This is a genomic window from Pandoraea sp. PE-S2T-3, from assembly GCF_002179965.1.
Taxonomy (GTDB): Bacteria; Pseudomonadota; Gammaproteobacteria; order Burkholderiales; family Burkholderiaceae; genus Pandoraea.
Window position 1 is genome coordinate 319,900 of sequence record NZ_NGUQ01000018.1, and the last position, 24,712, is coordinate 344,611.

Here is a 24,712-nt window from a genome sequence, read left to right on the forward strand (position 1 = left end):
TTTTGTGCTGGCCGTGGCCATAAAAAGCGGGGACCGAAGTCCCCGTCGTCGACACGCCGATGCCTCAGCAGTGAATGCTATTTGCCGTCGCTCGCGACATCGCCATAAACGATGAGCCCGGTCGCCTTGAGATCGGCCAGTGCCTTCTTGGGGTCGCCCGCAGGCACGGCCAGCCAGAGCATGCCGTCGTCGTCCGGCCCGCGCACGATGTCGAGTTGAAGATCGCCAAGCGTCTTGCGAACCTGCGCGACGGTCGTCGTCTCGACAAAAATCACCTGCAACAGCGGCACGCCCGGCGCCGGTGATGCGCCCCCCCGCAGGGTGCTCGTGCCTTCGGTCGGCACGGCCAGTTTCTCCAACCCGGCGAGACGCACGGTTTGCAGCCCCGTGAGCAATGCCAGCGCCGCCACCGAAGCAAACGCCCAGCCCCGGCCCACCGGCGCACGCCACCAACCGCGCAGACGATCGATCAGCGAGGCCGGTTTGCGCTGGCTTTTGGCGGTGCCGTTCGATGGCTTCGCACGCGCGGCAATCGTTTGCGCATCGGGCAGATCGTCGAACGCCACCAGCGGCGCACGCTCGGCGTAACTCGTTTCAATGGCTTCACGCGTGGCGCCGGCGAACTCGCGCTCCTCGCGCACGATCGATTGCCAATCGGGATGCGCGGCGAGTTGCGCGTCCATCCACGCCCGTTCGCCCGCGTCGAGCTTGTCGCAGGCGTAGAGAAACGCCAGTGAGCGGAAACGTTCCAGTTCGTCGTGATTCACTCGCCCGTCTCCTTTGCATTGCCTGAAGTGCTTGTCTTGCCCAAGCCCAGTTTGCGCGACACACACCCGCGCATGCGCTCGCGCGCTTTCTTGACCCAGCCGCGCACCTGCTCGCTGTTGATCAGCACGCCGGGGGGCAACGTGCGTTGCATCTCCACGGTCATGTCCGCGTACGAGAGGTCCTCGTCGAGCGCCAGTTCCATGGCCAAACGATAGTTGGGATTCGAGCCGGCGGGCAGCGCATCGAGACACTTTCGCACCGCGCTCTCGATCTGATTGCCGTAGATGCCGTCGGCGGCACTCGGCCACTCGCACGCGATGTCGTCGGGGTCTTCCATCGGCGCATCGCCTGCGATCTGACCGAAGTTGCGCGTGTCTGCCGGGTCGCCGGATGGCTTGGCATCCTCGGCGTCATCGTGGGTAAAGCGGGAATGTTTGTAGTGCACGCGCAGCACATCGAGCGCGCAGTACCGGGTGATCATGTTGACCCAGGTCTTGACGGAGGCGCGCGACGGATCGTAGTCCTGCGCGCCCGTCACGATCTTGCACCACGCCTCCTGAACGGTCTGGCGGGCGAGGTCGTCGTTGAAACCGGTCGCCTGAAGCGCCTGCCGGGCGAGCGCACCGGCCATGCGATTGTAAAACTCGCGATGGGCCAGCTTGACGGCAGCGCTGCCGTCCCCCGGTTGGCCGAACTTGCGCAACAAGCGCGTGAGTTCTTCGTTTTCGATATCGTCGCGTTTCATGCGGGCTCACGTAGTCCAGCCGCGAATTCTACGTGAGTTTGGCCGCCGTGGCGCCGCACGAATTTTACGTTTCCTTGCGCTTGCCCGAGGCCACGGCGAGGCCTGCGTCAGGCGTTCAGCCGCCGGGCAGATGTTGTCGCTGGCGCGTGCGTGTTGATCGCCTCGGCAAACTTCATCAGCGCGTGGCTGAGTGCCCGCATCGACCGCCCCAGCAGCGGACACCAGCAAGTTTGGTCGGCGAACCACAACTCAACCGTGAGCCAGACCTGATCGCGCACGGTATAGATCTTCACCACCTTCATCTGACGGTTGATCTCGTCCATCGCAATCAACGCGCGAGAGAGTGATTCCTGCGATTCGATCTGGTAGACGTTAGGCAGCAGGAGCTTGCCGTAGCCCGGATCGCTCTGGTCGAAACACAGCACGTATTGCAGGCCTTCGCGCTTGAACGCGATATCGCCGTCATCGTCGAGATGCGCCGAATAGCCTTCGCCCTGAAGGTAGGTGAGCAGGGTCTGGATGTGGTCTTGCATAGCGGACTCCAAGGGTTAGCCGACACTACCCCATTCGGAGTGACACGCTGAAACCGGTCGCTTTTTTGGGCGGACTACCTCACCGCCTCAAGGCACGCCGGTGTCAGCGCTGACTTCGCCCGCTGTGCAAAGGCCGGCCAGCGACATGCACGGCCGTCCGGGCCGTCGGCACAATCGGCCAACGGCAGCGTGACGCGCTTGGCCGGCTCATCGAGCGAGAGCGCGGTGAGCTGACGCAACTGCTGCATTGATTGATAGATGAATTCGACCCGCACGAACGGCTCGCCTGCCGGGTTGCGCCAGAGCGAGAACACCAGCGCGCCGTCGGGCGGGGTGTTGTCAGGCTGATCGGGAAGCTGCCAGTCGAACTTGAGCATGCCGGCCAGATTCGCCACGTTGGTGTCGTGGCCAGTGAGCACATACACCCGGTTGCCGACCGGCAACACCGGGCCGCGCACGGGCGCGGGCGGCGGTGCGCCCGCTTCGGCGGCCGAGCGGGTCAGTGCGTCGAGCACGACCGCGAGCAGCGGCGTGCCGTTGGTCGCTGCGAGATAGGGCGTGCGGTCGAGCAGATCGCGCTGGGCGTTGTGCGCTTCGAGCAGGCGTGCCCAGTCGCTCTCGTCACGAATGCGTCCCCAGGCTACGTCGTTGTCGGGGAAGCCCTCGCCGTATTGCAGCAAGAAGACCTCCGACGCGGTGGCCGCGCTGCCGAGCGCGCCACGCAGCGTCACGCCGCTTCCGTCGCCCTCGACACGCAGGCGCGTCGGCACGTCTTCAAGCTTGCAGTTGCCCTGTGCACCGCACGCTGGGCTGCGCGAATAGCCAAGGACTTCGCCCATGCGGGCAATCGTGGCGGCATAACGTTTGTTGAGGCCCGCAACACCATCCGGCGCGAGACGCGCTTCAATCGCACCGCGCGCCGCGCCCGGGTCCAGCGGGCAGTCACCGGCGGCCACCGGATGGAACACGGCGTCGTACGTGGTGAGATCGGCTTGATGGGCCGTGCGCATGTCGCAACCCGGCGCGATGCCCTGCATCAAGGCGCTGCCGGTCTCACGCGTGCGTTGGTCGATATCGGCCCAGCCGTAGACGGTACCCGGTGCGGGGCAGGTGTTCTCAGGCAAGACACGGCGCGCGCGCAGCCAGTCGCCGTAGTAGCGGCCCATGCGCTCGGCGAGCGAGCCGCCACGCGCCGTCAGATAACCGGCGGGGACCACCCAGCCGGGCCACGCGTCGGGGCTCAGCTTGTCGAGCGGCGGATGCGCATGCGTCGGAGACCGAACCCCATGACGGCTCACGATCACGGTCGAGACCAGCGTCCAGTCGGCGGGCATGCCGTCGACCTGAGCCGCCGACTCGGTCGGACGGGCGGGGCCCGGCTGCTGTTGTGGCGGTGACGCGCAGGCACTCAGCAATGCCGCGATCATCAGCGTCAGAGGCAGCGTCCGGGCGAGCGCAGCGGCTTTCCCACGGGATTCGACGGGCATGCGAGTCATGGCGGCAGTGTGTCGGAATGACATGGATGGCGTTGGCGCCCATCTTAACCTTGCCGCCATGACATCGCGCAATGCCGCAATTGCCCCGTCGTGCCCACGCGACGGCCCATGAATTTTGATGCCGCCCCCGCGAATTCGCGGCCCCGATGTGTTACCGCATTGCGACGCACGACGACACCCGTGCGACGCCTTGCGACGGCTCGTGGGCTACACCGCCGAATCGGGCGAGCCGTCGTCCAATGAGCGGCCGACGGCGCCAAAGCGCCACGACAGCCGATGCGCTGCGGCTATCAGTGCACTGGCCGGTTCGCCCTCGGGCGTGGTGTCGAAGCTGCCGGACGATCCCATCAGCGCCAGCACCAGCGTGACTTCGCCGGTGTGATCGAACACGGGCACCGCGACCGTATCGATACCGGGCACCGGATTGCTCAACGCGGTATCGAGGCGATGCGTGCGAATGTCCGCCAGCCGGCCGTCGTAGTCCTTCGGTGGCTTGGCAGCACGGCCGTCCGCCCCCAGACCGGCCATGCGCACACTCTCTTGCGCCAGCATGCCGTCGAGCACCGCCGGCGGTAGAAACGCGGCAAACGTGCGCCCGATGGCCGTGTTCACGAGCGACAGCACGGTGCCGATGCGCAGGCTCACGTGTTGCGGGCGCATCGCCTCTTCCAGCCGGACGACGGTCGGCCCCACGGGACCCAGCACGGCCATCGCCGCCGAAAGACCCGTGGCTTGTGCCAACGCCAGAATCTCGGGCTCGGCTTCGCCCGTTGGCGAGAGACGTTGCAAGGCCATCAGACCCAGTTCGAGACTGAGCGCGCCGGCTTCGAAGTTGCCGCTCGCGTCGCGGCTGAGCAACCCGGCGCGCTGAAGGCTCACCAGATGCGGATGCGCCTTGGCCGGGGCCATGCCCGCATCGCGCGCCAGACCGTTGAGGGGCAACGGACGCGCCGCCGCGACCAACGCCTCAAGCAACGCACCGGTGCTCTCCAGTGCCTGAATGCCGCGTTGTGGCTTCGTCGGCTCGCTCATGCCAGTTCCTCGTTGACTTGTCTTGCGATGGCGTTGGCCGTCTCGCGCAATGCCGTCGCGGCAGCCCCCTGCCAATCGACATCGAGTGCCGCCGTCGGACCGATGGCGGTGAGTGCGAGCCGCAAGCGGCCGCTGGCATCGAACACGGGCACGCACAGGCTGCTGACCGACGGGCTCGGCGTGTTCACGCTGCGTGCCATGCCGTGCGCGCGCGTCTCGTCGAGGAGTTCGGCAAAGTGGTGTTGCTCATCGGCGTTGCCCGGCATTTGCTCATGCCACGCGAGCGGCCAGTCGGCTAACGGCGTGAACGCGCAGAACGCGCGGCCGGTAGACGTCGTCGTGAGCGACATGACCGACCCCACGTGCAAGTTCACATGCAGCGGGAAGGCCGCGCGCTCGAAGTGCACGACGAGCGGGCCTTGCGGTGCCGGGGTAGAGATCGCCACACAGAAGCCGGTTTCACGCGCGAGCGCCACCACGCGCGGGACGGCGGCGCGATACGCGGGATCGTTCTCAAGATGGAGCAACGCCAGCCGCAACAGCATCGGCCCCGGCGCATAGCTGCCTGACATCGGATCGCGCTTGAGTAACCCAAGCCGCGTGAGACTCACCAGATAAGGGTGCGCCTGCGCGGGCGGCAGACCGGCCAGCGCCGCCAGATCGCCCGGTGCCAGCGGCCGCCGCGCCTGTGCAAGTGCCTGCAACACGCGGGCGGCAACGTCCACGCTTTGCACGCCGCGCGAGACACGTGCGGGCTGGGCGCCATCGTCGTCGAGGCTGTCGGAGGCACGCGCCATGTCGCCCTTTGGAATTCGGTTCATGCAGAGGGGGAGCGGACTCCCGGAGAAAAAGTGGCCTAGATTCTAAACAAGTCGCCGCAGCATGCCCGGAAATGGGCATCTCAGGGTTCTCCCGGATGTTTCGAATCACCTGCGGCGCGCTTGTCGCAACATTAGCAAATAACAACTATATTTGTCATTGACAAAAATTCAGCCCATTTCGTAAGATGGCTGCACCCTGACGCCGATCGGCCGACAGAGCATGCTTTCATGACGTGCGAGCTGCCACCCGTCGTCGGTTCATCCCCACAGACAAGACACGAGAGAGAGACAGCATGGCTAAAGCATTTGCCTCGCAAGCCGACCTGGAAGCGAAAAAGGTCACCTTCACCCAACTGTCGGAACACGCCTGGGCCTACACGGCAGAAGGCGACCCGAACTCGGGCGTCATCATCGGCGACGACGGCGTGATGATCGTCGACACGACGGCCACGCCGGCCATGGCGCAAGACCTGATCGCCAAGATCCGCACGGTCACCGACAAGCCGATCAAGTACGTGGTGCTCTCGCACTATCACGCCGTGCGCGTGCTGGGCGCGTCGGCTTACTTCGAAGAAGGCGCGCAGCAGATCATCGCGAGCCGCGGCACGTTTGAGATGATTCAAGAGCGCGGCGAAGCCGACATGAAGTCGGAGATCGAACGCTTCCCGCGTCTGTTCGCCGGTGTCGAGACGGTGCCGGGCCTGACGTGGCCGACGCTCGTGTTCGAGAAGGAAATGACGCTGTTCCTCGGCAAGCTCGAAGTGAAGATTGCGCATCTGGGCTCGGGCCATACGAAGGGCGACACGGTCGTGTGGCTGCCGTCGGACAAGGTGCTGTTCTCGGGCGATCTGGTCGAGTACGACGCCGCCTGCTACACCGGCGACGCACAACTCGCCGAGTGGCCCGCCACGCTCGACGCGCTGGCGGCACTCGGTGCCGAGAAGCTCGTCCCGGGCCGTGGCCCGGCACTCACCACGCCCGCCGACGTCGCCAAGGGCCTCGCCTACACGAAGGACTTCGTGACGACGCTGTTCGAAGCCGGCAAGAAAGCCGTCGAACAGAAGCTCGATCTGAAGGGCGCGATGGCACTCACGCGCAGCCAGATGGACCCGAAGTTCGGTCACGTTTTCATCTACGAACACTGCCTGCCGTTCGATGTGACGCGCGCCTTCGATGAGGCCAGCGGCATCACGCACCCGCGCATTTGGACGGCGCAGCGCGACAAGGAAATGTGGGCCGCACTGCAAGACTGAGCCCACTGACCCGGTAGCAAATCAAAAGTAGAAACGGTGCCCGCCCGCGCGACGCTGACATGGCGCGCGGATGAGGCACCGGCGACGGAGACATTGCATGAGCAGCATCGATTACCAGCGCCTCACGTTCACGTACCAGCCTTGTGCCGAACAGTCGGCAGCTACGAATGGCGCGAATGGCACGAATGACACCGGCCGAACCGCCGCACCGCACCCGGTCATCGTCGTTGGTGCCGGCCCGGTCGGGCTCGCGACCGCCATCGATCTCGCCCATCAGGGTGTGCACGTGATCGTGCTCGACGACGACTGCACGCTCTCCACCGGCTCGCGCGCCATCTGCTTCGCCAAGCGCACGCTCGACATCTTCGACCGGCTCGGCTGCGGCGATCGCATGGTGCAAAAAGGCGTTTGCTGGAATGTCGGCCGCGTGTTTCTGCGTGATCAGGAGGTCTACAACTTCGATCTGCTGCCAGACGCCGGACACCATCGTCCCGCGTTCATCAACTTGCAGCAGTACTACGTCGAAGGCTATCTGTTCGAGCGCGCCAGCGAGCTGCCGAACATCGAAATCCGCTGGAAGAACAAGGTCTCGGGACTCGTGCAGCACGGTACACCCGGCGCCGCCGATGCGAGCGTGACCCTCACGGTCGACACGCCCGATGGCGCGTATCAAACGACGGCGCGCTACGTTGTCGCGGCCGACGGTTCACGCAGCCCGGTGCGCAAGCTGATCGGTGTGGACAGCCACGGCCGCACGTTCAAGGATCGCTTTCTGATTGCCGACGTGAAGATGACGGCGAACTTCCCGGCAGAGCGCTGGTTCTGGTTCGACCCGCCCTTCCATCCGAATCAGTCGGTGTTGCTGCACCGTCAGCCGGACGACGTCTGGCGCATCGATTTCCAACTGGGCTGGGACGCCGATCCCGAAGCGGAGAAGACGCCCGAGCGCGTGATTCCGCGCGTGCAGGCCCTGCTTGGCCCCGATGCCAAATTCACGCTGGAGTGGGTGAGCGTCTACACGTTCTCGTGCCTGCGCATGGACAGCTTCCGCCACGGCAATGTGCTCTTCGCGGGTGACTCGGCGCACGGCGTGTCGCCGTTCGGGGCACGCGGTGCGAACAGCGGCGTGCAGGATGCGGAAAATCTCGCGTGGAAACTGGCCATGGTGCTGGATGACCGTGCGCCCGATACGTTGCTCGATACCTATGCCCGTGAGCGCGAATTCGCCGCGGACGAGAACATTCTTAACTCGACGCGCGCAACAGACTTCATCACGCCCAAAAGCCCAGTGTCGCGCGTGTTTCGCGATGCTGTGCTGACGCTGGCACGCGATCATGCGTTCGCCCGTCAACTGGTGAACAGCGGCCGCTTGTCGGTGCCTGCGGTGTTGCACGACTCCACGCTGAACACTGCCGATCGCGACACGTTTGTCGGGCGCATGGTGCCGGGGGCAACCTGCCTCGACGCGCCGCTCTCGCACAACGCGCAGGACGGCTGGCTATTGCCGCGTCTCGGCGGGCGCTTTGTCGCGCTGGTGTTCGGCTCGCCCGCCTCGCTGGATGCGGCGGCACTGGCGGCGTTGCAAGCGATGGCGAATGACCGCGTGCCCGTCATGCCGGTGTTCGTCACGAACGACGCCTCGCAAGCGCAAGGTGACGAGAACGTTTGGCACGATGCCCAAGGACTCGCCGCGCAGCGTTACGACGCCACACCCGGCACGGTCTATCTGGTCCGACCGGATCAGCACGTCTGTGCACGCTGGCGCACCCTCGATGCCGCTGCCATTGCGCAAGCGCGAGACCGGGCGCTCGGACGCGTGTCGTCAGCGCAGGCGACGATGCCGTGCGCGGCGTGAGCCGGCGCTGACACTATTCTCAACAACACACATGAATTCAGCCGGGAGGAGACACCCATGGCACTCGATACAAAACCGCGCCTGACGCGCCCCGACGACTTCTACGAAGCGCTTATCGATATGCATCGCGATTTCGACGACGCACAGAGTCAGGCCGCCAACGCCCAACTGATTCTGCTGCTCGCCAATCAGATCGGCGATCACGAGACGCTGCTCTCTGCCATGCAGTTGGCGCGCGCCGGGGCATTGGGCGCCGCCGCCCGCGCTTGATCGGTACGCAGCACCAATAAAAACGGGGCGCTCGCATGGCGACGCCCCGGTAGTTTTTCTGTGGTGATTGATTTACACGACCACCATCTGCGAAATCTTCTGCGCGGCTTGTTGCAGCGGCGCCAGAAACTTCGTCTCCATCTCCGCCGCCGACGTCCGGTTCGCTTGACCGCTCACATTCATCGCGGCGATGACCTGCCCGGCCCGGTTGCGAATCGGCGCAGCAATCGAGATCAAGCCCTCTTCCAGTTCCTGATCGACCACGGCCCAGCCTTGCGCCCGCACTTGCAGGATGCGTTCGCGCAGCGCGTCCACGTCCGTCAGCGTGCGGCGCGTGTGCTGACGAATATCGGCGCGGCGCAGCGCAGCGTCGAGTTCGTCGTCGGGCAGTGCGGACAACATCACGCGCCCCATCGACGTACACCACGCCGGCAAGCGGCTGCCGATCGACAGGTTGATCGACATCACCTTGCGCACGGGCACGCGCAGCACATAGACGATGTCGTCGCCGTCGAGCACGGATGCCGAACTGCTCTCCTGCACCTGCTGAACCAGCGCTTCCATAAACGGCTCGGCCAGATTCCACAGCGGCATCGACGTCAGATACGAGAAACCCAGATCGAGAATACGCGGCGTCAGGCGGAATAACCGCCCCTCGCTGCGCACGTAACCGAGCGCTTCGAGCGTCAGCAGAATGCGCCGGGCGCCCGCGCGGGTCAGGCCGGACGCCTGCGCCACTTCAGACAGCGTCTGGGCCGGCCGCGCCGCATTGAACGCCTTGACTACCGCAAGCCCGCGCGCAAACGACTGCACATAAGAGTCGCCCGGCTTCTTCTCGGTCGGATCGCGGGAGTCGTTCGGCACAGGTGTCATTGGGTAGCTATCGGCAGGTCTGGCGGGTTGCAGGGTGGTTTGTCGGGTGACTTCTTATCAAGCGTGATTGCGCGGGCCACCGGGCGTCCCGGCGATGCACCACGATCGCGCAGACGGCAAGCGTAATGGATTTGCGCGAGCGGTTCCACCGTGCGGGACACACAGTCTCACCGAATGCGTCTCGCGCCTTCCCTGTCTTGACGCCCGACATCGGAAAGCTTACGCTGTTCTTATAGCGAATATTTGTTCGCTATAAGAACATTGTGAACCAGACGATGCCGCCGGACAAGACGTCATCGCCGCGAGACAACCGCACCGGACGGCGCGCAGGCTCTGGCTAGTCAGCCCGAGACCGCAGGTTCGTTCGACGGAACTGCCCAGGAGGCACGTGTGATCAACAAGATTTACGAATCGCTCGCCAGCGCGGTCGCCGACGTCCATGACGGCGCCACGATCATGATTGGCGGCTTTGGCAACGCCGGTATGCCCTCGGCGCTCATCGACGCCCTGATCGAACAAGGCGCGCGCGATCTGACCATCGTCAACAACAACGCCGGCAATGGTGAGACGGGCCTCGCCGCGCTGCTCAAGGCCGGGCGCGTGCGCAAGATCATCTGCTCGTTCCCGCGTCAGACCGATTCGCAGGTGTTCGACGCGCTCTATCGCGCCGGCAAGATCGAACTGGAACTGGTGCCACAAGGCAATCTGGCCGAACGCATTCGCGCTGCCGGTGCAGGCATCGGCGGTTTCTTCACGCCGACCGGCTACGGCACGCTGCTCGCCGAAGGCAAGGAAACCCGCGTGATCGACGGCAAGCCGTACGTGCTCGAATCGCCGATCCACGCCGATTTCGCGTTGATCAAGGCGCTCAAGGGCGACCGCTGGGGCAATCTGGTGTATCGCAAGACCGCCCGCAACTTCGGCCCCATCATGGCGACCGCTGCGAAATGCGCCATCGTTCAGGTCAGCGAAGTCGTGGAACTGGGCGAGCTCGATCCGGAAGCCGTGGTCACGCCCGGCATCTTCGTTCAACGTATCGTCGCGGTGCCCGGCACCGCGAGCGCCTGACGTCCCCTATTCCGGAGCTACGACATGAACCGACTGACCCGCGACCAGATGGCCGCCCGCGTCGCCCAGGATATTCCCGACGGCGCCTATGTGAACCTCGGTATCGGCCTGCCCACGGCAGTGGCCAATCACCTGCCGGCCGAGAAAGAAATCATTCTGCAAAGCGAGAACGGCGTGATCGGGATGGGCCCGGCCCCCGCCAAGGGCGAAGAGGATGAAGACCTCATCAACGCCGGCAAGCAGCCCGTCACGCTCAAACCGGGCGGCGCGTATTTCCATCACGCCGACTCGTTCGCGATGATGCGCGGCGGCCACCTCGACTTCTGCGTGCTGGGTGCGTTCCAGGTCTCGAAGACCGGCGACCTCGCCAACTGGCACACGGGCGCGCCCGACGCCATCCCCGCGGTGGGTGGCGCGATGGATCTCGCGACCGGCGCCAAGCAGGTGTTCGTGATGATGGAACATCAGACCAAGCAAGGCGAAAGCAAGATCGTCGACGCGTGCACCTACCCGCTGACGGGTGTGGGCTGCGTGACGCGCATCTACACGGACCTCGCGGTCATCGACGTGACGCCCGAAGGGCTGCGCGTGCGCGATATGGTCGAAGGGCTGACGTTCGACGAGTTGCAACGTCTGAGCGGCGTGACGCTACTGCCCTCGCCGGCCGTCGCCTGATATCTGCATTGCACACGATCGCCGGGAGATTCCCGGCGATTTGCATTGTTCGGCATGCATTGAGTGAATTCGAAATCCCCCATTCGGTGAGGTAGACAAATGAGTGAAGTCTTTATCTGCGACGCGATCCGCACCCCTATCGGCCGTTACGGCGGCGCACTGTCGTCGGTGCGTGCCGACGATCTCGGCGCGATTCCGATCAAGGCGCTGATGGCGCGCAACGGCAACGTCGACTGGACGCTGGTTGACGATGTGATCTACGGCTGCGCGAATCAGGCCGGCGAAGACAACCGCAACGTGGCCCGCATGTCGGCGCTGCTCGCCGGGCTGCCGCAAGACGTGCCGGGTGGCACCGTCAACCGTTTGTGCGGCTCGGGCATGGATGCCATCGGCACCGCCGCGCGCGCCATCAAGGCAGGCGAAGCCGGTCTGATGATCGCCGGTGGCGTGGAAAGCATGAGCCGTGCGCCGTTCGTGATGGGCAAAGCCGCCAGTGCGTTTTCACGTCAGGCAGAGATTTACGACACGACCATCGGCTGGCGTTTCGTCAATCCGCTAATGAAGGCGCAATACGGCGTGGATTCGATGCCCGAGACGGGCGAGAACGTGGCGACGGAATTCGGCATCAGCCGCGAAGATCAGGATCGCTTCGCGGTGCGCTCGCAAGAGAAAGCGGCGCGTGCGCAGGCTAACGGCACGCTGGCGGAAGAAATTACGCCGGTGTCGATCGCCCAGAAGAAGGGCGAAGCCATTGTGGTGGACCGCGACGAACATCCGCGTGCCACCAGCATGGAAGCGCTTGCCAGACTCAAGGGCGTGGTACGCCCTGATGGGACCGTGACCGCCGGTAACGCTTCTGGCGTCAACGACGGCGCCTGCGCGCTGCTGTTAGCAGACGAGGCGAGCGCGGCGCGCTTTGGCCTGACGCCGCGCGCCAGGATTCTGGGCATGGCGACGGCAGGGGTAGCACCGCGCATCATGGGCATCGGTCCGGCGCCCGCAACAATCAAACTGTTGGCGCGGCTCGGCATGTCGCTCGATCAGTTCGATGTGATCGAACTCAACGAAGCGTTTGCGAGCCAGGGCCTGGCCGTGCTGCGTCAGCTGGGTGTCGCTGACGACGACCTGCGCGTCAATCCGAACGGCGGCGCGATCGCGCTGGGCCATCCGCTCGGCATGAGCGGCGCACGTCTGGTGACGACGGCGATGTATCAGCTAAAGCGTTCCGGTGGCCGCTTTGCGCTGTGTACGATGTGCATTGGGGTCGGCCAAGGCATCGCTATCGCCATCGAAGCGATCTGACCGGGCAGGGCTTACTCCCCCCACCCTGTCACACCGCTTGATTTCTGTGGCCGGGGCGGTCGCACGACACTGGGTAAGTGTCGTCGCGCCGCACCGGTGTCCCGCTCGCACGATCAGCGCTCAGCGGTACACGTCTGCCTCAAATTCCCTGCTGGACTACGTGTCTCCTCAGTTCCTGCCTGAGTTTTCTGTTTGAAAAAGCCTCAGACGGCCTTGGCGACATCGCGCATCACGGCGTCGAAGAACGTGGCCTTCGCATCGGCTTCGCTGCGGTCATAAGCGCGGTTGATACCGCTGATGACCGCACGGATCGAGGCCGTCGTGAGATTCGCATCGATACCCACGCCGAACGCGCTACCGACAATCGTTTCGCCCGCCATTTCGGCAATCGCGATAGCACGTGCATCGGCACCTTGCGTCAGCGCGCGCTCTTCGTAGTGCTGCACACGCACCGGCGTGCGCATCGCGTTCATCAGCGCATCGAGCGGACCGTTACCGGCACCCGACACCGTCGTGCGTTGACCGTGGATGTCGATGGTCACAGCGATCTGCTGACGGCCGTCGCGCTCCGAGAGCGTGTGGCCGACATAAGCCACCGGTTCGGCCGCTTCCACATATTCTTTCTGGAACAGTTGCCAGATCTGCGCTGCCGTGACTTCGGCGCCGGTCTCGTCGGTGTAGCGCTGCACGGCCGAGCTGAAATCAACTTGCAGGCGGCGCGGCATTTGCACCCCGTACGACTGTTCGAGCAGGAAGGCAATGCCACCCTTGCCCGACTGGCTGTTCACACGAATGATCGAGTCGTAAGTGCGGCCCAGATCGCTCGGATCGATCGGCATGTACGGCACTTCCCAGAAGGTGTCCGGCTTCTGTGCGGCGAAGCCCTTCTTGATGGCGTCCTGATGCGAGCCCGAGAACGCGGTGAACACGAGATCGCCCACGTACGGGTGGCGCGGATGCACCGGCAATTGCGTGCATTCTTCCGACGTGCGGGCGACTTCGTTGATGTTCGAGAAGTCGAGGCCCGGGTCCACGCCTTGCGTGTAGAGATTCAACGCGAGCGTGACGAGATCGACGTTACCGGTGCGCTCGCCGTTACCGAACAGGCACCCTTCGATACGATCGGCACCGGCCATCACGGCCAGCTCGGCGGCGGCCACTGCCGTGCCACGGTCGTTGTGCGGGTGCACCGAGAGAATCAGCGAATCGCGATGCTTGAGGTTGCGGTGCATCCACTCGATCTGATCGGCGTAGTAGTTCGGCGTGCCGATTTCAACGGTGGCGGGCAGGTTGACGATGCACTTGTGGTCCGGCGTCGGCTGCCAGACATCGAAGACCGCGTCACAAACTTCTTTGGCGAAATCGAGTTCGGTGCCCGTGAACGTTTCGGGGCTGTATTGCAGGGTCCAGCGGGTATCGGGGGCGGCGTCGGCGCAACGCTTGATGGTCTTGGCGGCTGCGACGGCCAGCGCTTTCACGCCCGGCTGGTCGAGGTTGAAGACGATGCGGCGGAATTCCGGAGCCGTGGCGTTGTACAGGTGAACGATGGCGCGCGGTGCGCCCTTGAGGGCGGCGAAGGTGCGCTCGATGAGATCGTCACGTGCCTGCGTGAGCACTTCGATGGTGACGTCGTCGGGGATGTGACCGCCTTCGATCAATTCACGCACGAAGTTGAAATCGGTTTCGGAGGCGGACGGGAACGCGACTTCGATTTCCTTGAAACCGATCGCGACCAGCATCTTGAACATGCGCATCTTGCGCTGCGCGTCCATCGGCTCGAACAAGGCCTGATTGCCGTCGCGCAGGTCGGTGCTCATCCAGATCGGTGCACGCGTGATGGTGCGGCTCGGCCACTGTCGGTCCGGAATGTTGACCGGACTGAAGGCGCGGTACTTGGTAGCGGGGTTGTTCAACATGGCGTGTCTCGATTGTCGGAAAAAGTGGCAACCGGACGACGCTTGAGCGCAAAAAAGCTACGACCTCCGGTTGGATGAACCGGGGCTCAGATCGGCGTAACTGGGGAAAATCAGCGGTGCTTCAGAGGAAATTCAGACGATGCACGCGCGCAGCAACGGACCAAGCCCGGTGGAGCGGGCTAGTAGTCGTAGCGAGAGGGAGAATTGCGCGGTGATCATGTGCTGCATAAGATCACAGATATTCCCGGGCTGTCAACTATCGTGTGTCGCCTTGCGATAATCCCCAGCCGTCACACAGACCGGCCCCCGGTTGCCGCGTTGCGTCGATTCCGATAATGTTCCGGCGATGGGATAACCGAAGCCTAGCCTCGAAACCCGACGGATCGATACGCTCAACCGTCGCGCCAATCCCGGTGACGCACGGTGCGTGTCATGACATCGGAGTCTTCATTGGCCTCCCCCGCTTCATCAACGTCATCGACTTCATCGACGTCATCGACGTCACCAACATCGTCACTCGCGCCCATCGCGGCAACGCCGCATAGCGCCGCCAAGGTCTGGCTGCTCGCGCTCACCGTCTTTCTCGTCGGGATCGACGAAAACATCTGCATCGGCATCCTGCCCGCGATCTCGCACGGGCTCGGGGTCTCGATGGCCTCGGCGGGCCAACTCACCACCGTCTTTTCGGCAGTCTTCGCGCTGTGGGCCTTCACGATGGCCGCGTGGCTCTCCCGGCATGCCCGGCGCCCCGCGCTGATCGTCGCGCTGCTGGCCTTCACGCTCAGCAACCTCGCCGCCGCAGCCGCCCCGGGGTACGCCGCGCTGTTCGTGGCGCGCATGGCCATGGCGGCCAGTTGCGCCACCATCGTGCTGCTCTGCTCGCGGCTGGCCACCGAAATCACGCCGCCCGAGTTTCACGGGCGCGCCGTGGGGATCATCTTCATGGGCATCAGCGGCTCGCTGGTACTCGGCGTTCCGCTCGGCATGACGCTCGAACACTGGGCAGGATGGCGCGCCGTGTTCGCCGTCATCGGTCTGGTCAGTGCGCCGCTCATGTTCGTGCTCTGGCGCGTGTTGCCGCTCACGCAGCCCGCCACCGCGCTGACGCTGCGAGCGTATGTGAAAGCACTGGCGCAGCCTCGCTTGCTTGCCGCGCAAGGCGTGTCGATCGCCATGCTTGGCGGGCACTTCATGCTGTTCGCGTATCTCGCGCCGTATCTCCAGAAGACCCTCGCGCCTTCACCCGATGGTTTGAGCCTGCTGTTCGTCGCTTTCGGCGTGGCGGGGGTGGCCGGCGCATGGCTTGGTGGATTGGGATCGGACCGGGCAGGTGCCTCGCGAGCGCTGCTCGGGTGTCCGCTGCTGTTTCTCGCCGCGATGGCTTGTGTGCCGCTGGCCGCGATGCTGGGCGCCGGGAGCGGTGGCATGGGTGTCACCGGTATCGATAGCGCGTGGCACGTAGCGATCTTCGTCGTTGCGATGATGGTCTGGGGCTGTTTGTCGTGGTCGATTTCGCCCGTGGTGCAGAACTTCCTGATTCGCAGCGCGCCACAGCAAGCCGACGCCAATGTGGGCGTGAACGTGGCAGCCATGCACGTCGGCGTAGCGCTCGGGGCGGGCGCAGGCGGTGCACTCGTCGATGCGAACGCGCTGATGCTCACGCCGTGGGCCGGATGCGCGCTCGTCGCGGTGGCCGTGGCACTCGCGGCATTCGCCGTGCGGGCGCGGCGATAGCGAGGTCAGGGGTCGCTCAGGACGCCAGCGGCACCGCCGACGTACACTTGATTTCATCGAGACAGACGCTCGATTTGACGGCGCTCACGCCCGGAATCCGCATCAGCGTATCGAGCAGAAATTCGGACAACCCCTTCAGGTCACGCGCCACTACCTTGAGCACGTAGTCGATATCGCCGGTCACGGAAAAGCACTCCTGTATCTGCGCCAGCTCCGCGACCAGTCCCTTGAAGTTCGACAGGTCACGAATATGCCCGCGCTCCATCGTCACGTGGACAAACGCCACGACGCTGAAACCGAGCCGTTGCGCATCGAGCCGCGTGTCGTATCCCTTGATCACCCCCAACTCTTCGAGGCGGCGATGGCGGCGCAATGTCTGCGCCGGCGACAGCTTGATGGCCTCGGCCAATTCCAGATTCGAAATCCGTCCGTGCGACTGCAAAATCGCCAGCAGCCGGACGTCGATCCGATCGATCTCGATGTTATGCACTTTCCTCTCCTTAAACCCGTAAATTTAGAAATATTAATGCATAACATAGGGTTTCCCTGTGCCTTTTACGAAATCCTATTTTGCGTTGACGCACTTACACTGGGCCCCTCAAATCGATGCAGTGCACGCACGATGGCTGGCACTACGCAGGTTTCGGGAATTAAAACGGCAGGGTACAAAATCCCGACCGGGCGGTCAGCGATTCACAATTTTATTGCGTAAATTGTGAAGCGGGACCGGTTCGAGAAATCCGTCTTCCGAAGCCAGGCGCACAACCACCGGGCCGGGCACGCGTCCAACGAAACATCCACCTCACAAAGCCGAGACGATCATGGCCGACCTGTTTGACAACCCGATGCAATTGATGGGCTTCGAATTCGTGGAATTCGCGTCGCCCACCCCGAACCTGCTTGAGCCGATCTTCGAGCAGATGGGCTTCACGCTCGTGGCCCGCCATCGTTCGAAAGACGTGGTGCTTTATCGTCAGGGCGAGGTTAACTTCATCGTCAACCGCGAGCCGAACAGCCCGGCGGCCTACTTCGCCGCCGAGCATGGCCCGAGCGCCTGCGGCATGGCCTTCCGCGTGAAAGATTCGCATCAGGCCTACGCCCGCGCGCTGGAACTCGGCGCCCAGCCGGTCGAGATCGCCACCGGCCCGATGGAACTGCGTCTGCCGGCCATCAAGGGCATCGGCGGCGCGCCGCTGTACCTGATCGACCGCTTCGAAGAAGGCAAGTCGATCTATGACATCGACTTCGAATTCATCGAAGGCGTCGATCGTCATCCGGTCGGCCACGGCCTGCGCCTGATCGACCACCTGACGCACAACGTCTATCGCGGCCGTATGTCCTTCTGGGCCAACTTCTACGAGAAGCTGTTCAACTTCCGCGAAATTCGTTACTTCGATATCTCGGGCGAGTACACCGGTCTGGCGTCGAAGGCGATGACCGCACCCGATGGTAAAATCCGCATTCCCCTGAACGAAGAATCCGCCAAGGGCAGCGGCCAGATCGAGGAATTCCTGATGGCCTTCAACGGTGAAGGCATTCAGCACATTGCATTCCTGACCGACGACCTGATTCAGGTCATCGACAATCTGCAAATGGCCGGCGTACCGCTCATGACGGCACCGAACGACTTCTACTATCAGGCGCTCGAAACGCGTCTGCCGGGTCACGGCCAGCCGGTCGGTGAGCTGAAGTCGCGCGGCATTCTGCTCGACGGCACGACCGAAGGCGGCAAGCCGCGTCTGCTGCTCCAGATCTTCTCGAAGACCCTGCTGGGTCCGGTGTTCTTCGAGTTCATTCAGCGCCGGGGCGACGACGGCTTCGGCGAAGGCAACTTCAAGGCGCTGTTCGAATCGCTCGAACGCGACCAGATCGCGCGCGGCACGCTCAAGGTCTGAGTCCAGGGGAGACAACCGGCGCCCCGTGCGCCGGGATGACGGTCACCTCTCGGGGGGTGACCACCAAGAACACGGCGACGGTGTCATAAGCACCGCGCCGTGGCGGCTCAACGCTTCCGGTCCGTTCCTACCGAACGGAGACAGAGAGGCGCGCCGCATGGCATCGAAGGTAGGGTAAGGAACAGACATGTCCGCCAATGCAGCACAAGAAGGCTCGCTCCACCGCGGCCTGAAGAATCGTCACATTCAATTGATCGCCCTCGGTGGCGCGATCGGCACCGGCCTCTTTCTCGGCATCGCCCAAACCATCAAAACCGCTGGACCGTCCGTACTGCTTGGCTACGCCGTTGCCGGTATCGTCGCGTTCTTCATCATGCGGCAGCTCGGTGAAATGGTCGTCGACGAGCCCGTCGCCGGCTCGTTCAGTTACTTCGCCAACAAGTATTGCGGCCAGTTCGCGGGCTTCGTCTCGGGCTGGAACTACTGGGTGCTGTACATCCTCGTGTCGATGGCCGAACTCTCGGCCGTCGGCATTTACGTGCAGTACTGGTGGCCGGCGATCCCCACGTGGGTCTCGGCACTCGTGTGCTTCGGGATCATCAACGCCATCAACCTGTCGAGCGTGAAGTCATACGGCGAGATGGAGTTCTGGTTCGCCATCATCAAGGTCGCCGCCATCGTCGGCATGATCGGGTTTGGCGGCTATCTGCTCTTCTCGGGCAATGCCGGCCCCGACGCCAGCGTGGCCAACCTCTGGCAGCACGGCGGGTTCTTCCCGAACGGCGTGTCCGGCCTTGTCATGGCGATGGCCGTGATCATGTTCTCGTTCGGCGGGCTCGAACTGGTGGGCATCACTGCGGCCGAGGCCGACGATCCGTCGCACACCATTCCGCGTGCGACCAATCAGGTGATCTACCGCATTCTGATTTTCTACGTCGGCGCCCTCGGCGTGCTGCTCTCGCTGTATCCGTGGGAGAAGGTCGTCTCCGGCGGCAGCCCGTTCGTGCTGATCTTCCATGAACTGAACAGCAACTTCGTCGCCAACGTGCTCAACGCCGTGGTGCTGACCGCCGCCCTGTCCGTCTATAACAGCGGCGTGTATTGCAACAGCCGCATGCTCTACGGTCTGGCCGGTCAGGGCAACGCGCCGCGCGCGCTGCTCAAGGTCAACGCCCGTGGCATTCCGCTCGCCGCGCTCGGTGTGTCGGCCGCAGCGACCGCGCTGTGCGTGGTGATCAACTACTTCATGCCCGGCAAGGCGTTCGAACTGCTGATGGGTCTGGTCGTCTCGGCCCTCATCATCAACTGGGCCATGATCAGCGTGATCCATCTGGTGTTCCGCCGGGCCAAGGCGCGTGCCGGTGAAACCACGGTCTTCAAGAGCCTGTGGTACCCGTTCACGAACTATCTGTGCCTCGTCTTCCTCGCCGGCATTCTGGTCGTGATGTACCTGATCCCCGACCTGCGCATCTCGGTCTATCTGATCCCGGTCTGGCTGGTCGTGCTGACGCTCGGCTACCGCCTGCGCCAGAAGCGTGCGGCCGCTGGCGTGCCCGCCACGGCGGCCCGCTGACGCGAAGCGTCACCCACGCAAACGAAAGCCCACCCCGCGCGCACGCCGCGCGGGGCATGTCCCGGGGCCCGGACACACACGGGGGCACCGCACTAGCGGTATCATCGACGTTTGCGCTCGCGCGCCGGCCAGTTTCCCGTCTTACCGAATCTCTCTCGTTATCTCCGTTATTCCAGGACCTGCCATGTTCGAACATATCGATGCCTATCCCGGTGACCCGATCCTCTCGCTCAACGAGAATTTTGCGAAGGATCCGCGTACCGACAAGGTCAACCTGAGCATCGGCATCTATTACGACGACGATGGCCGTCTGCCGGTCATGCAAGCGGTGCGTCAGGCCGAAGCCCTGCTGCTGGCCGAGGTGGGTCCGAAGCCATATCTGCCGATGGCAGGCTTCGCCAACTATCGCGACGCCGTGCAGGCCCTCGTGTTCGGCGAGGACTCGCCTGCCCGCACCGAAGGCCGCATCGCCACGGTGCAGACGCTCGGAGGCTCGGGCGCGCTGAAAGTCGGTGCCGACTTCATCAAGCGTTACTTCCCGGGTGCACAGGTCTGGGTGAGCGACCCCACGTGGGATAACCACCGCTTCATCTTCGAGCGCGCCGGTTTCACCGTGAATACGTACCCGTATTACGACGAAGCTACGGGCGGCCTGCAATTCGAAGCGATGGTCGACGCCATCGACAAGCTGCCGGCACGCAGCGTCGTGCTGCTGCACGCTTGTTGCCACAACCCGACCGGTGTCGATCTGAACGACGCGCAGTGGGTGCAGGTAATCGAGGTGCTCAAGAAGCGCGAACTGCTGCCCTTCGTCGACATGGCCTATCAGGGCTTCGGCTCGGGTCTGGACGCCGATGCGTTCGTGATTCGCGAACTGGCCCGTCAAGGCGTGCCGGCCTTCGTGGCCAATTCGTTCTCGAAGAACTTCTCGCTGTACGGCGAGCGTTGCGGCGGCCTGTCGGTGATCTGCGAATCGGGCGAAGCGGCCGAGCGCGTGCTGGGTCAGCTGACGAGCGCCGTGCGTTCGAACTACAGCAACCCGCCGACGCATGGCGCGAAGATCGTCGCCAAGGTGCTGAGCACGCCGGAACTGCGCAAGTCGTGGGAAGACGAACTCACGCAGATGTGCCAGCGCATCACGCGCATGCGCGGCGCGATCCATGAGGGTCTGCGCGGTCACGTGCCGGACAACATGCTCTCGCGTTATCTGGAACAACGCGGCATGTTCACGTACACGGGCCTGTCGGCGGCGCAAGTCGACGTGCTGCGCGACGAACACGGCGTGTATCTGATTCGCTCGGGCCGTATGTGTGTTGCCGGTCTGAACGAGAAGAACGTCGGCGTCGTGGCCGAGAGCATCGCCAAGGTGCTGAACAACGCGTAATCACGCGTCGCGCTTTACCGCTACAAACGACTGCGACAAACACAAAGGGACGGCAACTGCCGTCCCTTTGTCGTTTCACGCCAGCGCAAATCGCCGGGCGTCGGCTACTTCCGCAGAAATTCCAGCAGGTCCGCGTTGACCTTCTCGGCTTCCACCGTGCACATGCCGTGCGCGCCGCCCGGGTAGATCTTCAGCGTGGCGTCCTTGATGATTTTCGCACTCAGCTTGCCCGCATCGTCGATCGGCACGATCTGATCGTCGTCGCCGTGCAGGATGAGTGCGGGTACGTCGATCATCTTCAGATCGTCGGTGTAATCCACTTCCGAGAATTCCTTCACGCACAGGTATTGGCCCAGATGCGAGCCCCACATGCCCTGTAGCCAGAACGCGTCGATGACGCCCTGCGACTTCTTGGCGTTCGGCCGGTTGTAACCGTAGAACGGCACGGCCAGATCCTGATAGAACTGCGAGCGATTGGCGGCCACATTCGCGCGAATCTCGTCGAACACACCGATCGGCAGCCCGTTCGGATTCTTGTCGGACTTGACCATGATAGGCGGCACCGCGCCGATGAGCACCGCCTGCGCGGCACGGCGCGTGCCATGACGGCCGAGATAGTGCGCCACTTCGCCACCGCCCGTCGAATGGCCGACGAACGTCGCTTCCTTCAGATCTAGCGAATCGACCAGCGCCGCCAGATCGTCGGCGTAGGTATCCATATCGTTGCCGGTGCCGGGCTGATCCGAGCGCCCGTGGCCGCGGCGATCATGGGCGATGACGCGATAGCCGTGCTGCACGAGGAACAGCATCTGCGCATCCCAGGCGTCGGCACAAAGCGGCCAGCCGTGTGAGAAAACGACCGGGCGGCCCTTGCCCCAGTCCTTGTAGTAGATCGTGGTGCCATCTTTCGTCTTGAATGTGCTCATGGTTCGGTCCTTGCGCGAATGCTTTGAAGAACGACAGAGAGAACAACAAAGAGACGACGACGTGCGTGCCGTTCGCCGGTCAGACCCCATCCACCTGCGGGGCGAGATTTCTCGAAAGTGAAGGCTTTCCATTTAAGTCGCCATCCGCCGCACATTCAAGCTGAAATTTCTTGTCGGCCGAATGCGCGTGCTTCACCGAACTGCCGTACATCTGTCACATCCCGTGCGCCCGCGCCGCCGTCTGCAAGCCTTTTCACTTGGCGTTATATTGGCTGTCCTGCGGTGACATCCGCCGCCCATTCAGCCGCCTTCGAACGCCTCGATCCCATGACCGACCAGTCCGCCGATTTGTCCCAGTTTCCGATCACCCGCAAGTGGCCCGCCGCACACCCCGAGCGTCTGCAACTGTATTCGCTGCCCACGCCCAATGGCGTGAAGGTCTCGATCATGCTCGAAGAGATCGGCTTGCCCTACGAGGTGCATCTGGTCAGCTTCCAGACCGACGATCAGCTCACGCCCGAGTTTCTCTCGCTGAACCCGAACAACAAGATTCCCGCGATCCTCGATCCGAACGGCCCCGACGGCAAGCCGCTGCCGCTGTTCGAGTCGGGTGCGATCCTCTGGTATCTGGCCGAGAAGACCGGCAAGCTGCTGCCCGCCGACCCGGCCGCGCGTTACGAAACGCTGCAATGGCTGATGTTCCAGATGGGCGGCATCGGCCCGATGTTCGGGCAGGTGGGTTTCTTCCATAAGTTCGCGGGCAAGGACTTCGAAGACAAGCGCCCGCGCGACCGTTATGTGAACGAAGCCAAGCGTTTGCTCGCCGTGCTCGACGCGCATCTGGCCAATCGCACGTGGATTCTCGGCGACGAGTACACGATTGCCGATATCGCCACGTTCCCGTGGATTCGCAATCTGGTCGGCTTCTACGAGGCTGGCGATCTGGTTGAATTTGCGCAGTTCAAGAACGTGAAGCGCGTGCTCGACGCCTTCGTTGCGCGTCCGGCCGTGGTGCGCGGACTCGATATTCCGAAGCGCCCCGCCTGAACCAGCGCAGGAAAAAAAAGGCCGGTGCATCGCGAAGATGGCCGGCCTTGGAACGAGACTGAGCTCGAGGAGATACTGCCACCGCCGGACGTCGACCGACGACCCGGCGGGTACTGCGGAACAGCGGAACTGCGGAACAGCAGGAACTACAGGAAGCGATGAAGGATTACGCCGACTTCTTGAAGCGAGCCGCTTCTTCCGAGCCGCCTGTGGCGTTGCCTGCGCTGTACGAGTGCGCACCGACACCGGCAAGCTTGCCGCCCTGCACGATCAGGTACTCGTTGCGAATCGGACGGTTCTCGAAATAGCACTCCAGAATTTCACGCGTCCCCGCGGCGTAGCGCGTTTGTGCCGACAGGCTCGTGCCCGAGATGTGCGGCGTCATGCCGTGGTGCGGCATATGGCGCCACGGGTGATCGGCCGGGGCCGGTTGCGGGAACCACACGTCGCCACCGTAGCCGGCGAGTTGACCGCTTTCCAGCGCGGCTGCCACCGCATCGCGGTCGCACAGCTTGCCGCGTGCGGTGTTGATCAGGTAAGCACCGCGCTTGAAGTGCTTCAGGCTGTCGGCGTTGATCATGTGTTCCGTTTCCGGGTGCAGCGGGCAGTTCAGCGTCACGACGTCGCACGCCTTCGCGAGACTTTCCAGACTCGTGTGGTGCGTGAGGTTCAGTTCTTTCTCGACCGATTCCGGCAAACGGTGACGATCGAGATAGTGCAGATGCGTGCCGAACGGCTTCATCAGGCGCAGCACGCGCAGACCGATACGGCCAGCGGCCACCGTCCCGACGTGCATGCCTTCCAGATCGTATGAACGCTCGACGCAATCGGCGATGTTCCAGCCGCCCTTGAGCACCCACTGATACGACGGGAGATAGTTGCGCACGAGTGCTAGCGTGGTCATCAGCACGTGCTCGGCAACGCTGTTGCTGTTGCAGTAGGTCACTTCCGCGACCGTGATGCCGTGTTCCATCGCGGCTTGCAGATCGGTGTGGTCCGAGCCGATGCCGGCCGTCACGATCATCTTGAGTTTCTTGGCGCGCTTGATGCGCTCGGCGGTCATGTAGGCGGGCCAGAACGGCTGCGAAATCACGATTTCCGCATCGGCCAGTTCACGGTCGAGCACGCTGTTGTCGCCGTCTTTGCTCGACGTCACCACCAGTTGGTGACCGTTCGATTCGAGATACTTGCGCAGGCCCAGTTCACCCGACACGCTGCCGAGCAAAGCGCCCGGCTGGAAGTCGATACCCTTGGGCGTCGGCAGGGTCTGACCGTCCGGGTAGCACTCGATCTTCGGCAGATCGTCGCGGGCGTAGGTCTTGGGATATCCGGTGACGGGATCGTCGTACAGTACACACACAATCTTGGCCATGATGTCTCGCTCCTGAGGTTGTTGTCTGCTTAGGCGACGTAACCAACGTAGGGTGCCGTCGCTGCATTGAGGCCAATGATCGGTGCAGGACGCATCGATGGAAAATCGTTCCGACCGATCGGTTGATCGGTCCGGCCTATCAAACTCAGGGGAAATCGCGGGAACTGGCGAGCG

General features: G+C 63.6%; 22 protein-coding genes. 11 read left to right on the forward strand and 11 right to left on the reverse strand.

All coding sequences use genetic code 11. The annotated features are described in order from the left end of the window. Positions 1 to 77 precede the first annotated feature (77 nt). The 6 genes from CDV46_RS16840 to CDV46_RS16865 all read right to left on the reverse strand — a co-directional run bounded on the left by CDV46_RS16840 (position 78) and on the right by CDV46_RS16865 (position 5,395). On the reverse strand, positions 78 to 767 hold the full coding sequence (locus tag CDV46_RS16840; protein WP_087723744.1) for a hypothetical protein: 690 nt from the start codon (positions 765 to 767) through the stop codon (positions 78 to 80). Further along, entirely contained in the window at positions 764 to 1,513 is a 750-nt protein-coding gene (locus CDV46_RS16845) for an RNA polymerase sigma factor (protein WP_087723746.1), read from the reverse strand. Before CDV46_RS16845 ends, CDV46_RS16840 begins: the two co-directional genes overlap by 4 nt. A 107-nt stretch (positions 1,514 to 1,620) precedes the next feature. After that, the gene (locus tag CDV46_RS16850; RefSeq protein ID WP_087723748.1) at positions 1,621 to 2,046 is read right to left on the reverse strand and encodes a T3SS (YopN, CesT) and YbjN peptide-binding chaperone 1; all 426 of its coding nucleotides are present in this window, start codon (positions 2,044 to 2,046) and stop codon (positions 1,621 to 1,623) included. 74 nt (positions 2,047 to 2,120) lie between these two features. After that, positions 2,121 to 3,542 carry a histidine-type phosphatase gene (locus CDV46_RS16855; RefSeq protein WP_140413403.1) on the reverse strand — a complete coding sequence of 474 codons (1,422 nt, stop codon included), beginning with the start codon at positions 3,540 to 3,542 and terminating at the stop codon, positions 2,121 to 2,123. A gap of 207 nt (positions 3,543 to 3,749) precedes the next feature. Continuing rightward, the gene (locus tag CDV46_RS16860; protein ID WP_087723752.1) at positions 3,750 to 4,574 is read right to left on the reverse strand and encodes an IclR family transcriptional regulator; all 825 of its coding nucleotides are present in this window, start codon (positions 4,572 to 4,574) and stop codon (positions 3,750 to 3,752) included. Beyond that, on the reverse strand, positions 4,571 to 5,395 hold the full coding sequence (locus CDV46_RS16865; RefSeq protein ID WP_369597115.1) for an IclR family transcriptional regulator: 825 nt from the start codon (positions 5,393 to 5,395) through the stop codon (positions 4,571 to 4,573). Before CDV46_RS16865 ends, CDV46_RS16860 begins: the two co-directional genes overlap by 4 nt. Before the next feature lie 293 nt (positions 5,396 to 5,688). Between CDV46_RS16865 and CDV46_RS16870 the strand changes: the two genes are divergently transcribed. The 3 genes from CDV46_RS16870 (at position 5,689) to CDV46_RS16880 (ending at position 8,773) form a co-directional block, all read left to right on the forward strand. Next, on the forward strand, positions 5,689 to 6,648 hold the full coding sequence (locus CDV46_RS16870) for an MBL fold metallo-hydrolase (RefSeq protein WP_087723756.1): 960 nt from the start codon (positions 5,689 to 5,691) through the stop codon (positions 6,646 to 6,648). Positions 6,649 to 6,745: 97 nt separating this feature from the next. Continuing rightward, entirely contained in the window at positions 6,746 to 8,503 is a 1,758-nt protein-coding gene (locus tag CDV46_RS16875) for an FAD-dependent oxidoreductase (RefSeq protein ID WP_087723758.1), read from the forward strand. A gap of 57 nt (positions 8,504 to 8,560) precedes the next feature. Continuing rightward, a complete protein-coding gene (locus tag CDV46_RS16880) occupies positions 8,561 to 8,773 on the forward strand; it encodes a DUF2783 domain-containing protein (RefSeq protein ID WP_087723760.1) in 213 nt (70 codons plus the stop codon). Between the two features lie 72 nt (positions 8,774 to 8,845). Here CDV46_RS16880 and CDV46_RS16885 read toward each other — a convergent pair whose 3' ends face one another. Then, positions 8,846 to 9,646 carry an IclR family transcriptional regulator gene (locus CDV46_RS16885; RefSeq protein ID WP_087689566.1) on the reverse strand — a complete coding sequence of 267 codons (801 nt, stop codon included), beginning with the start codon at positions 9,644 to 9,646 and terminating at the stop codon, positions 8,846 to 8,848. Positions 9,647 to 10,036: 390 nt separating this feature from the next. On the opposite strand from CDV46_RS16885, the gene CDV46_RS16890 reads away from it, so the two are divergent. The 3 genes from CDV46_RS16890 (at position 10,037) to pcaF (ending at position 12,691) form a co-directional block, all read left to right on the forward strand. Continuing rightward, positions 10,037 to 10,714 (forward strand): 3-oxoacid CoA-transferase subunit A, encoded by a 678-nt coding sequence (locus CDV46_RS16890; protein WP_058377322.1) that lies wholly within the window; start codon positions 10,037 to 10,039, stop codon positions 10,712 to 10,714. Between the two features lie 24 nt (positions 10,715 to 10,738). After that, positions 10,739 to 11,389: a 3-oxoacid CoA-transferase subunit B gene (locus CDV46_RS16895; RefSeq protein ID WP_058377321.1), complete on the forward strand. Its 651-nt coding sequence runs from the start codon at positions 10,739 to 10,741 to the stop codon at positions 11,387 to 11,389. 99 nt (positions 11,390 to 11,488) lie between these two features. Then, the gene (gene pcaF, locus CDV46_RS16900) at positions 11,489 to 12,691 is read left to right on the forward strand and encodes a 3-oxoadipyl-CoA thiolase (protein ID WP_058377320.1); all 1,203 of its coding nucleotides are present in this window, start codon (positions 11,489 to 11,491) and stop codon (positions 12,689 to 12,691) included. Positions 12,692 to 12,894: 203 nt separating this feature from the next. Here pcaF and leuA read toward each other — a convergent pair whose 3' ends face one another. Further along, positions 12,895 to 14,607, reverse strand: coding sequence for a 2-isopropylmalate synthase (leuA, locus tag CDV46_RS16905; RefSeq protein ID WP_087723762.1), 1,713 nt, complete (start codon positions 14,605 to 14,607; stop codon positions 12,895 to 12,897). 525 nt (positions 14,608 to 15,132) lie between these two features. Here leuA and CDV46_RS16910 point away from each other — a divergent pair. Further along, positions 15,133 to 16,341 (forward strand): MFS transporter, encoded by a 1,209-nt coding sequence (locus CDV46_RS16910; RefSeq protein ID WP_254916114.1) that lies wholly within the window; start codon positions 15,133 to 15,135, stop codon positions 16,339 to 16,341. A 16-nt stretch (positions 16,342 to 16,357) separates the two neighbouring features. Here the strand turns inward: CDV46_RS16910 and CDV46_RS16915 are convergent, their stop codons facing one another. Further along, a complete protein-coding gene (locus CDV46_RS16915; RefSeq protein ID WP_058377318.1) occupies positions 16,358 to 16,831 on the reverse strand; it encodes an Lrp/AsnC family transcriptional regulator in 474 nt (157 codons plus the stop codon). 331 nt (positions 16,832 to 17,162) lie between these two features. Here CDV46_RS16915 and hppD point away from each other — a divergent pair, with 331 nt between their 5' ends. The 3 genes from hppD to CDV46_RS16930 all read left to right on the forward strand — a co-directional run bounded on the left by hppD (position 17,163) and on the right by CDV46_RS16930 (position 21,193). Beyond that, positions 17,163 to 18,236, forward strand: coding sequence for a 4-hydroxyphenylpyruvate dioxygenase (gene hppD, locus CDV46_RS16920; RefSeq protein WP_058377317.1), 1,074 nt, complete (start codon positions 17,163 to 17,165; stop codon positions 18,234 to 18,236). A gap of 187 nt (positions 18,237 to 18,423) precedes the next feature. After that, positions 18,424 to 19,809, forward strand: a complete 1,386-nt coding sequence (locus CDV46_RS16925) for an amino acid permease (protein WP_087723766.1) — start codon at positions 18,424 to 18,426, stop codon at positions 19,807 to 19,809. A gap of 184 nt (positions 19,810 to 19,993) precedes the next feature. Further along, on the forward strand, positions 19,994 to 21,193 hold the full coding sequence (locus CDV46_RS16930; RefSeq protein WP_087723768.1) for an amino acid aminotransferase: 1,200 nt from the start codon (positions 19,994 to 19,996) through the stop codon (positions 21,191 to 21,193). Positions 21,194 to 21,297: 104 nt separating this feature from the next. On the opposite strand, the gene CDV46_RS16935 is transcribed toward CDV46_RS16930, so the two are convergent. Beyond that, positions 21,298 to 22,119, reverse strand: coding sequence for an alpha/beta fold hydrolase (locus tag CDV46_RS16935; RefSeq protein ID WP_087723770.1), 822 nt, complete (start codon positions 22,117 to 22,119; stop codon positions 21,298 to 21,300). Positions 22,120 to 22,446: 327 nt separating this feature from the next. On the opposite strand from CDV46_RS16935, the gene CDV46_RS16940 reads away from it, so the two are divergent. Continuing rightward, positions 22,447 to 23,166, forward strand: a complete 720-nt coding sequence (locus CDV46_RS16940; RefSeq protein ID WP_087723772.1) for a glutathione binding-like protein — start codon at positions 22,447 to 22,449, stop codon at positions 23,164 to 23,166. A 166-nt stretch (positions 23,167 to 23,332) separates the two neighbouring features. Here CDV46_RS16940 and CDV46_RS16945 read toward each other — a convergent pair whose 3' ends face one another. Further along, the gene (locus tag CDV46_RS16945; protein ID WP_058377313.1) at positions 23,333 to 24,538 is read right to left on the reverse strand and encodes an NAD-dependent formate dehydrogenase; all 1,206 of its coding nucleotides are present in this window, start codon (positions 24,536 to 24,538) and stop codon (positions 23,333 to 23,335) included. Positions 24,539 to 24,712 lie beyond the last annotated feature (174 nt).

Coding starts and splice junctions, on each gene's coding strand:
- CDV46_RS16895 (WP_058377321.1), top strand. CDS start 10,739: ATGAACCGACTGACCCGCGACCAGATGGCCGCCCGCGTCGCCCAGGAT.
- CDV46_RS16855 (WP_140413403.1), bottom strand. CDS start 3,542: ATGACTCGCATGCCCGTCGAATCCCGTGGGAAAGCCGCTGCGCTCGCC.
- CDV46_RS16925 (WP_087723766.1), top strand. CDS start 18,424: ATGTCCGCCAATGCAGCACAAGAAGGCTCGCTCCACCGCGGCCTGAAG.
- leuA (WP_087723762.1), bottom strand. CDS start 14,607: ATGTTGAACAACCCCGCTACCAAGTACCGCGCCTTCAGTCCGGTCAAC.
- CDV46_RS16935 (WP_087723770.1), bottom strand. CDS start 22,119: ATGAGCACATTCAAGACGAAAGATGGCACCACGATCTACTACAAGGAC.
- CDV46_RS16850 (WP_087723748.1), bottom strand. CDS start 2,046: ATGCAAGACCACATCCAGACCCTGCTCACCTACCTTCAGGGCGAAGGC.
- CDV46_RS16870 (WP_087723756.1), top strand. CDS start 5,689: ATGGCTAAAGCATTTGCCTCGCAAGCCGACCTGGAAGCGAAAAAGGTC.
- CDV46_RS16880 (WP_087723760.1), top strand. CDS start 8,561: ATGGCACTCGATACAAAACCGCGCCTGACGCGCCCCGACGACTTCTAC.
- CDV46_RS16860 (WP_087723752.1), bottom strand. CDS start 4,574: ATGAGCGAGCCGACGAAGCCACAACGCGGCATTCAGGCACTGGAGAGC.
- hppD (WP_058377317.1), top strand. CDS start 17,163: ATGGCCGACCTGTTTGACAACCCGATGCAATTGATGGGCTTCGAATTC.
- CDV46_RS16875 (WP_087723758.1), top strand. CDS start 6,746: ATGAGCAGCATCGATTACCAGCGCCTCACGTTCACGTACCAGCCTTGT.
- CDV46_RS16945 (WP_058377313.1), bottom strand. CDS start 24,538: ATGGCCAAGATTGTGTGTGTACTGTACGACGATCCCGTCACCGGATAT.
- CDV46_RS16940 (WP_087723772.1), top strand. CDS start 22,447: ATGACCGACCAGTCCGCCGATTTGTCCCAGTTTCCGATCACCCGCAAG.
- CDV46_RS16865 (WP_369597115.1), bottom strand. CDS start 5,395: ATGAACCGAATTCCAAAGGGCGACATGGCGCGTGCCTCCGACAGCCTC.
- CDV46_RS16845 (WP_087723746.1), bottom strand. CDS start 1,513: ATGAAACGCGACGATATCGAAAACGAAGAACTCACGCGCTTGTTGCGC.
- CDV46_RS16885 (WP_087689566.1), bottom strand. CDS start 9,646: ATGACACCTGTGCCGAACGACTCCCGCGATCCGACCGAGAAGAAGCCG.
- CDV46_RS16930 (WP_087723768.1), top strand. CDS start 19,994: ATGTTCGAACATATCGATGCCTATCCCGGTGACCCGATCCTCTCGCTC.
- pcaF (WP_058377320.1), top strand. CDS start 11,489: ATGAGTGAAGTCTTTATCTGCGACGCGATCCGCACCCCTATCGGCCGT.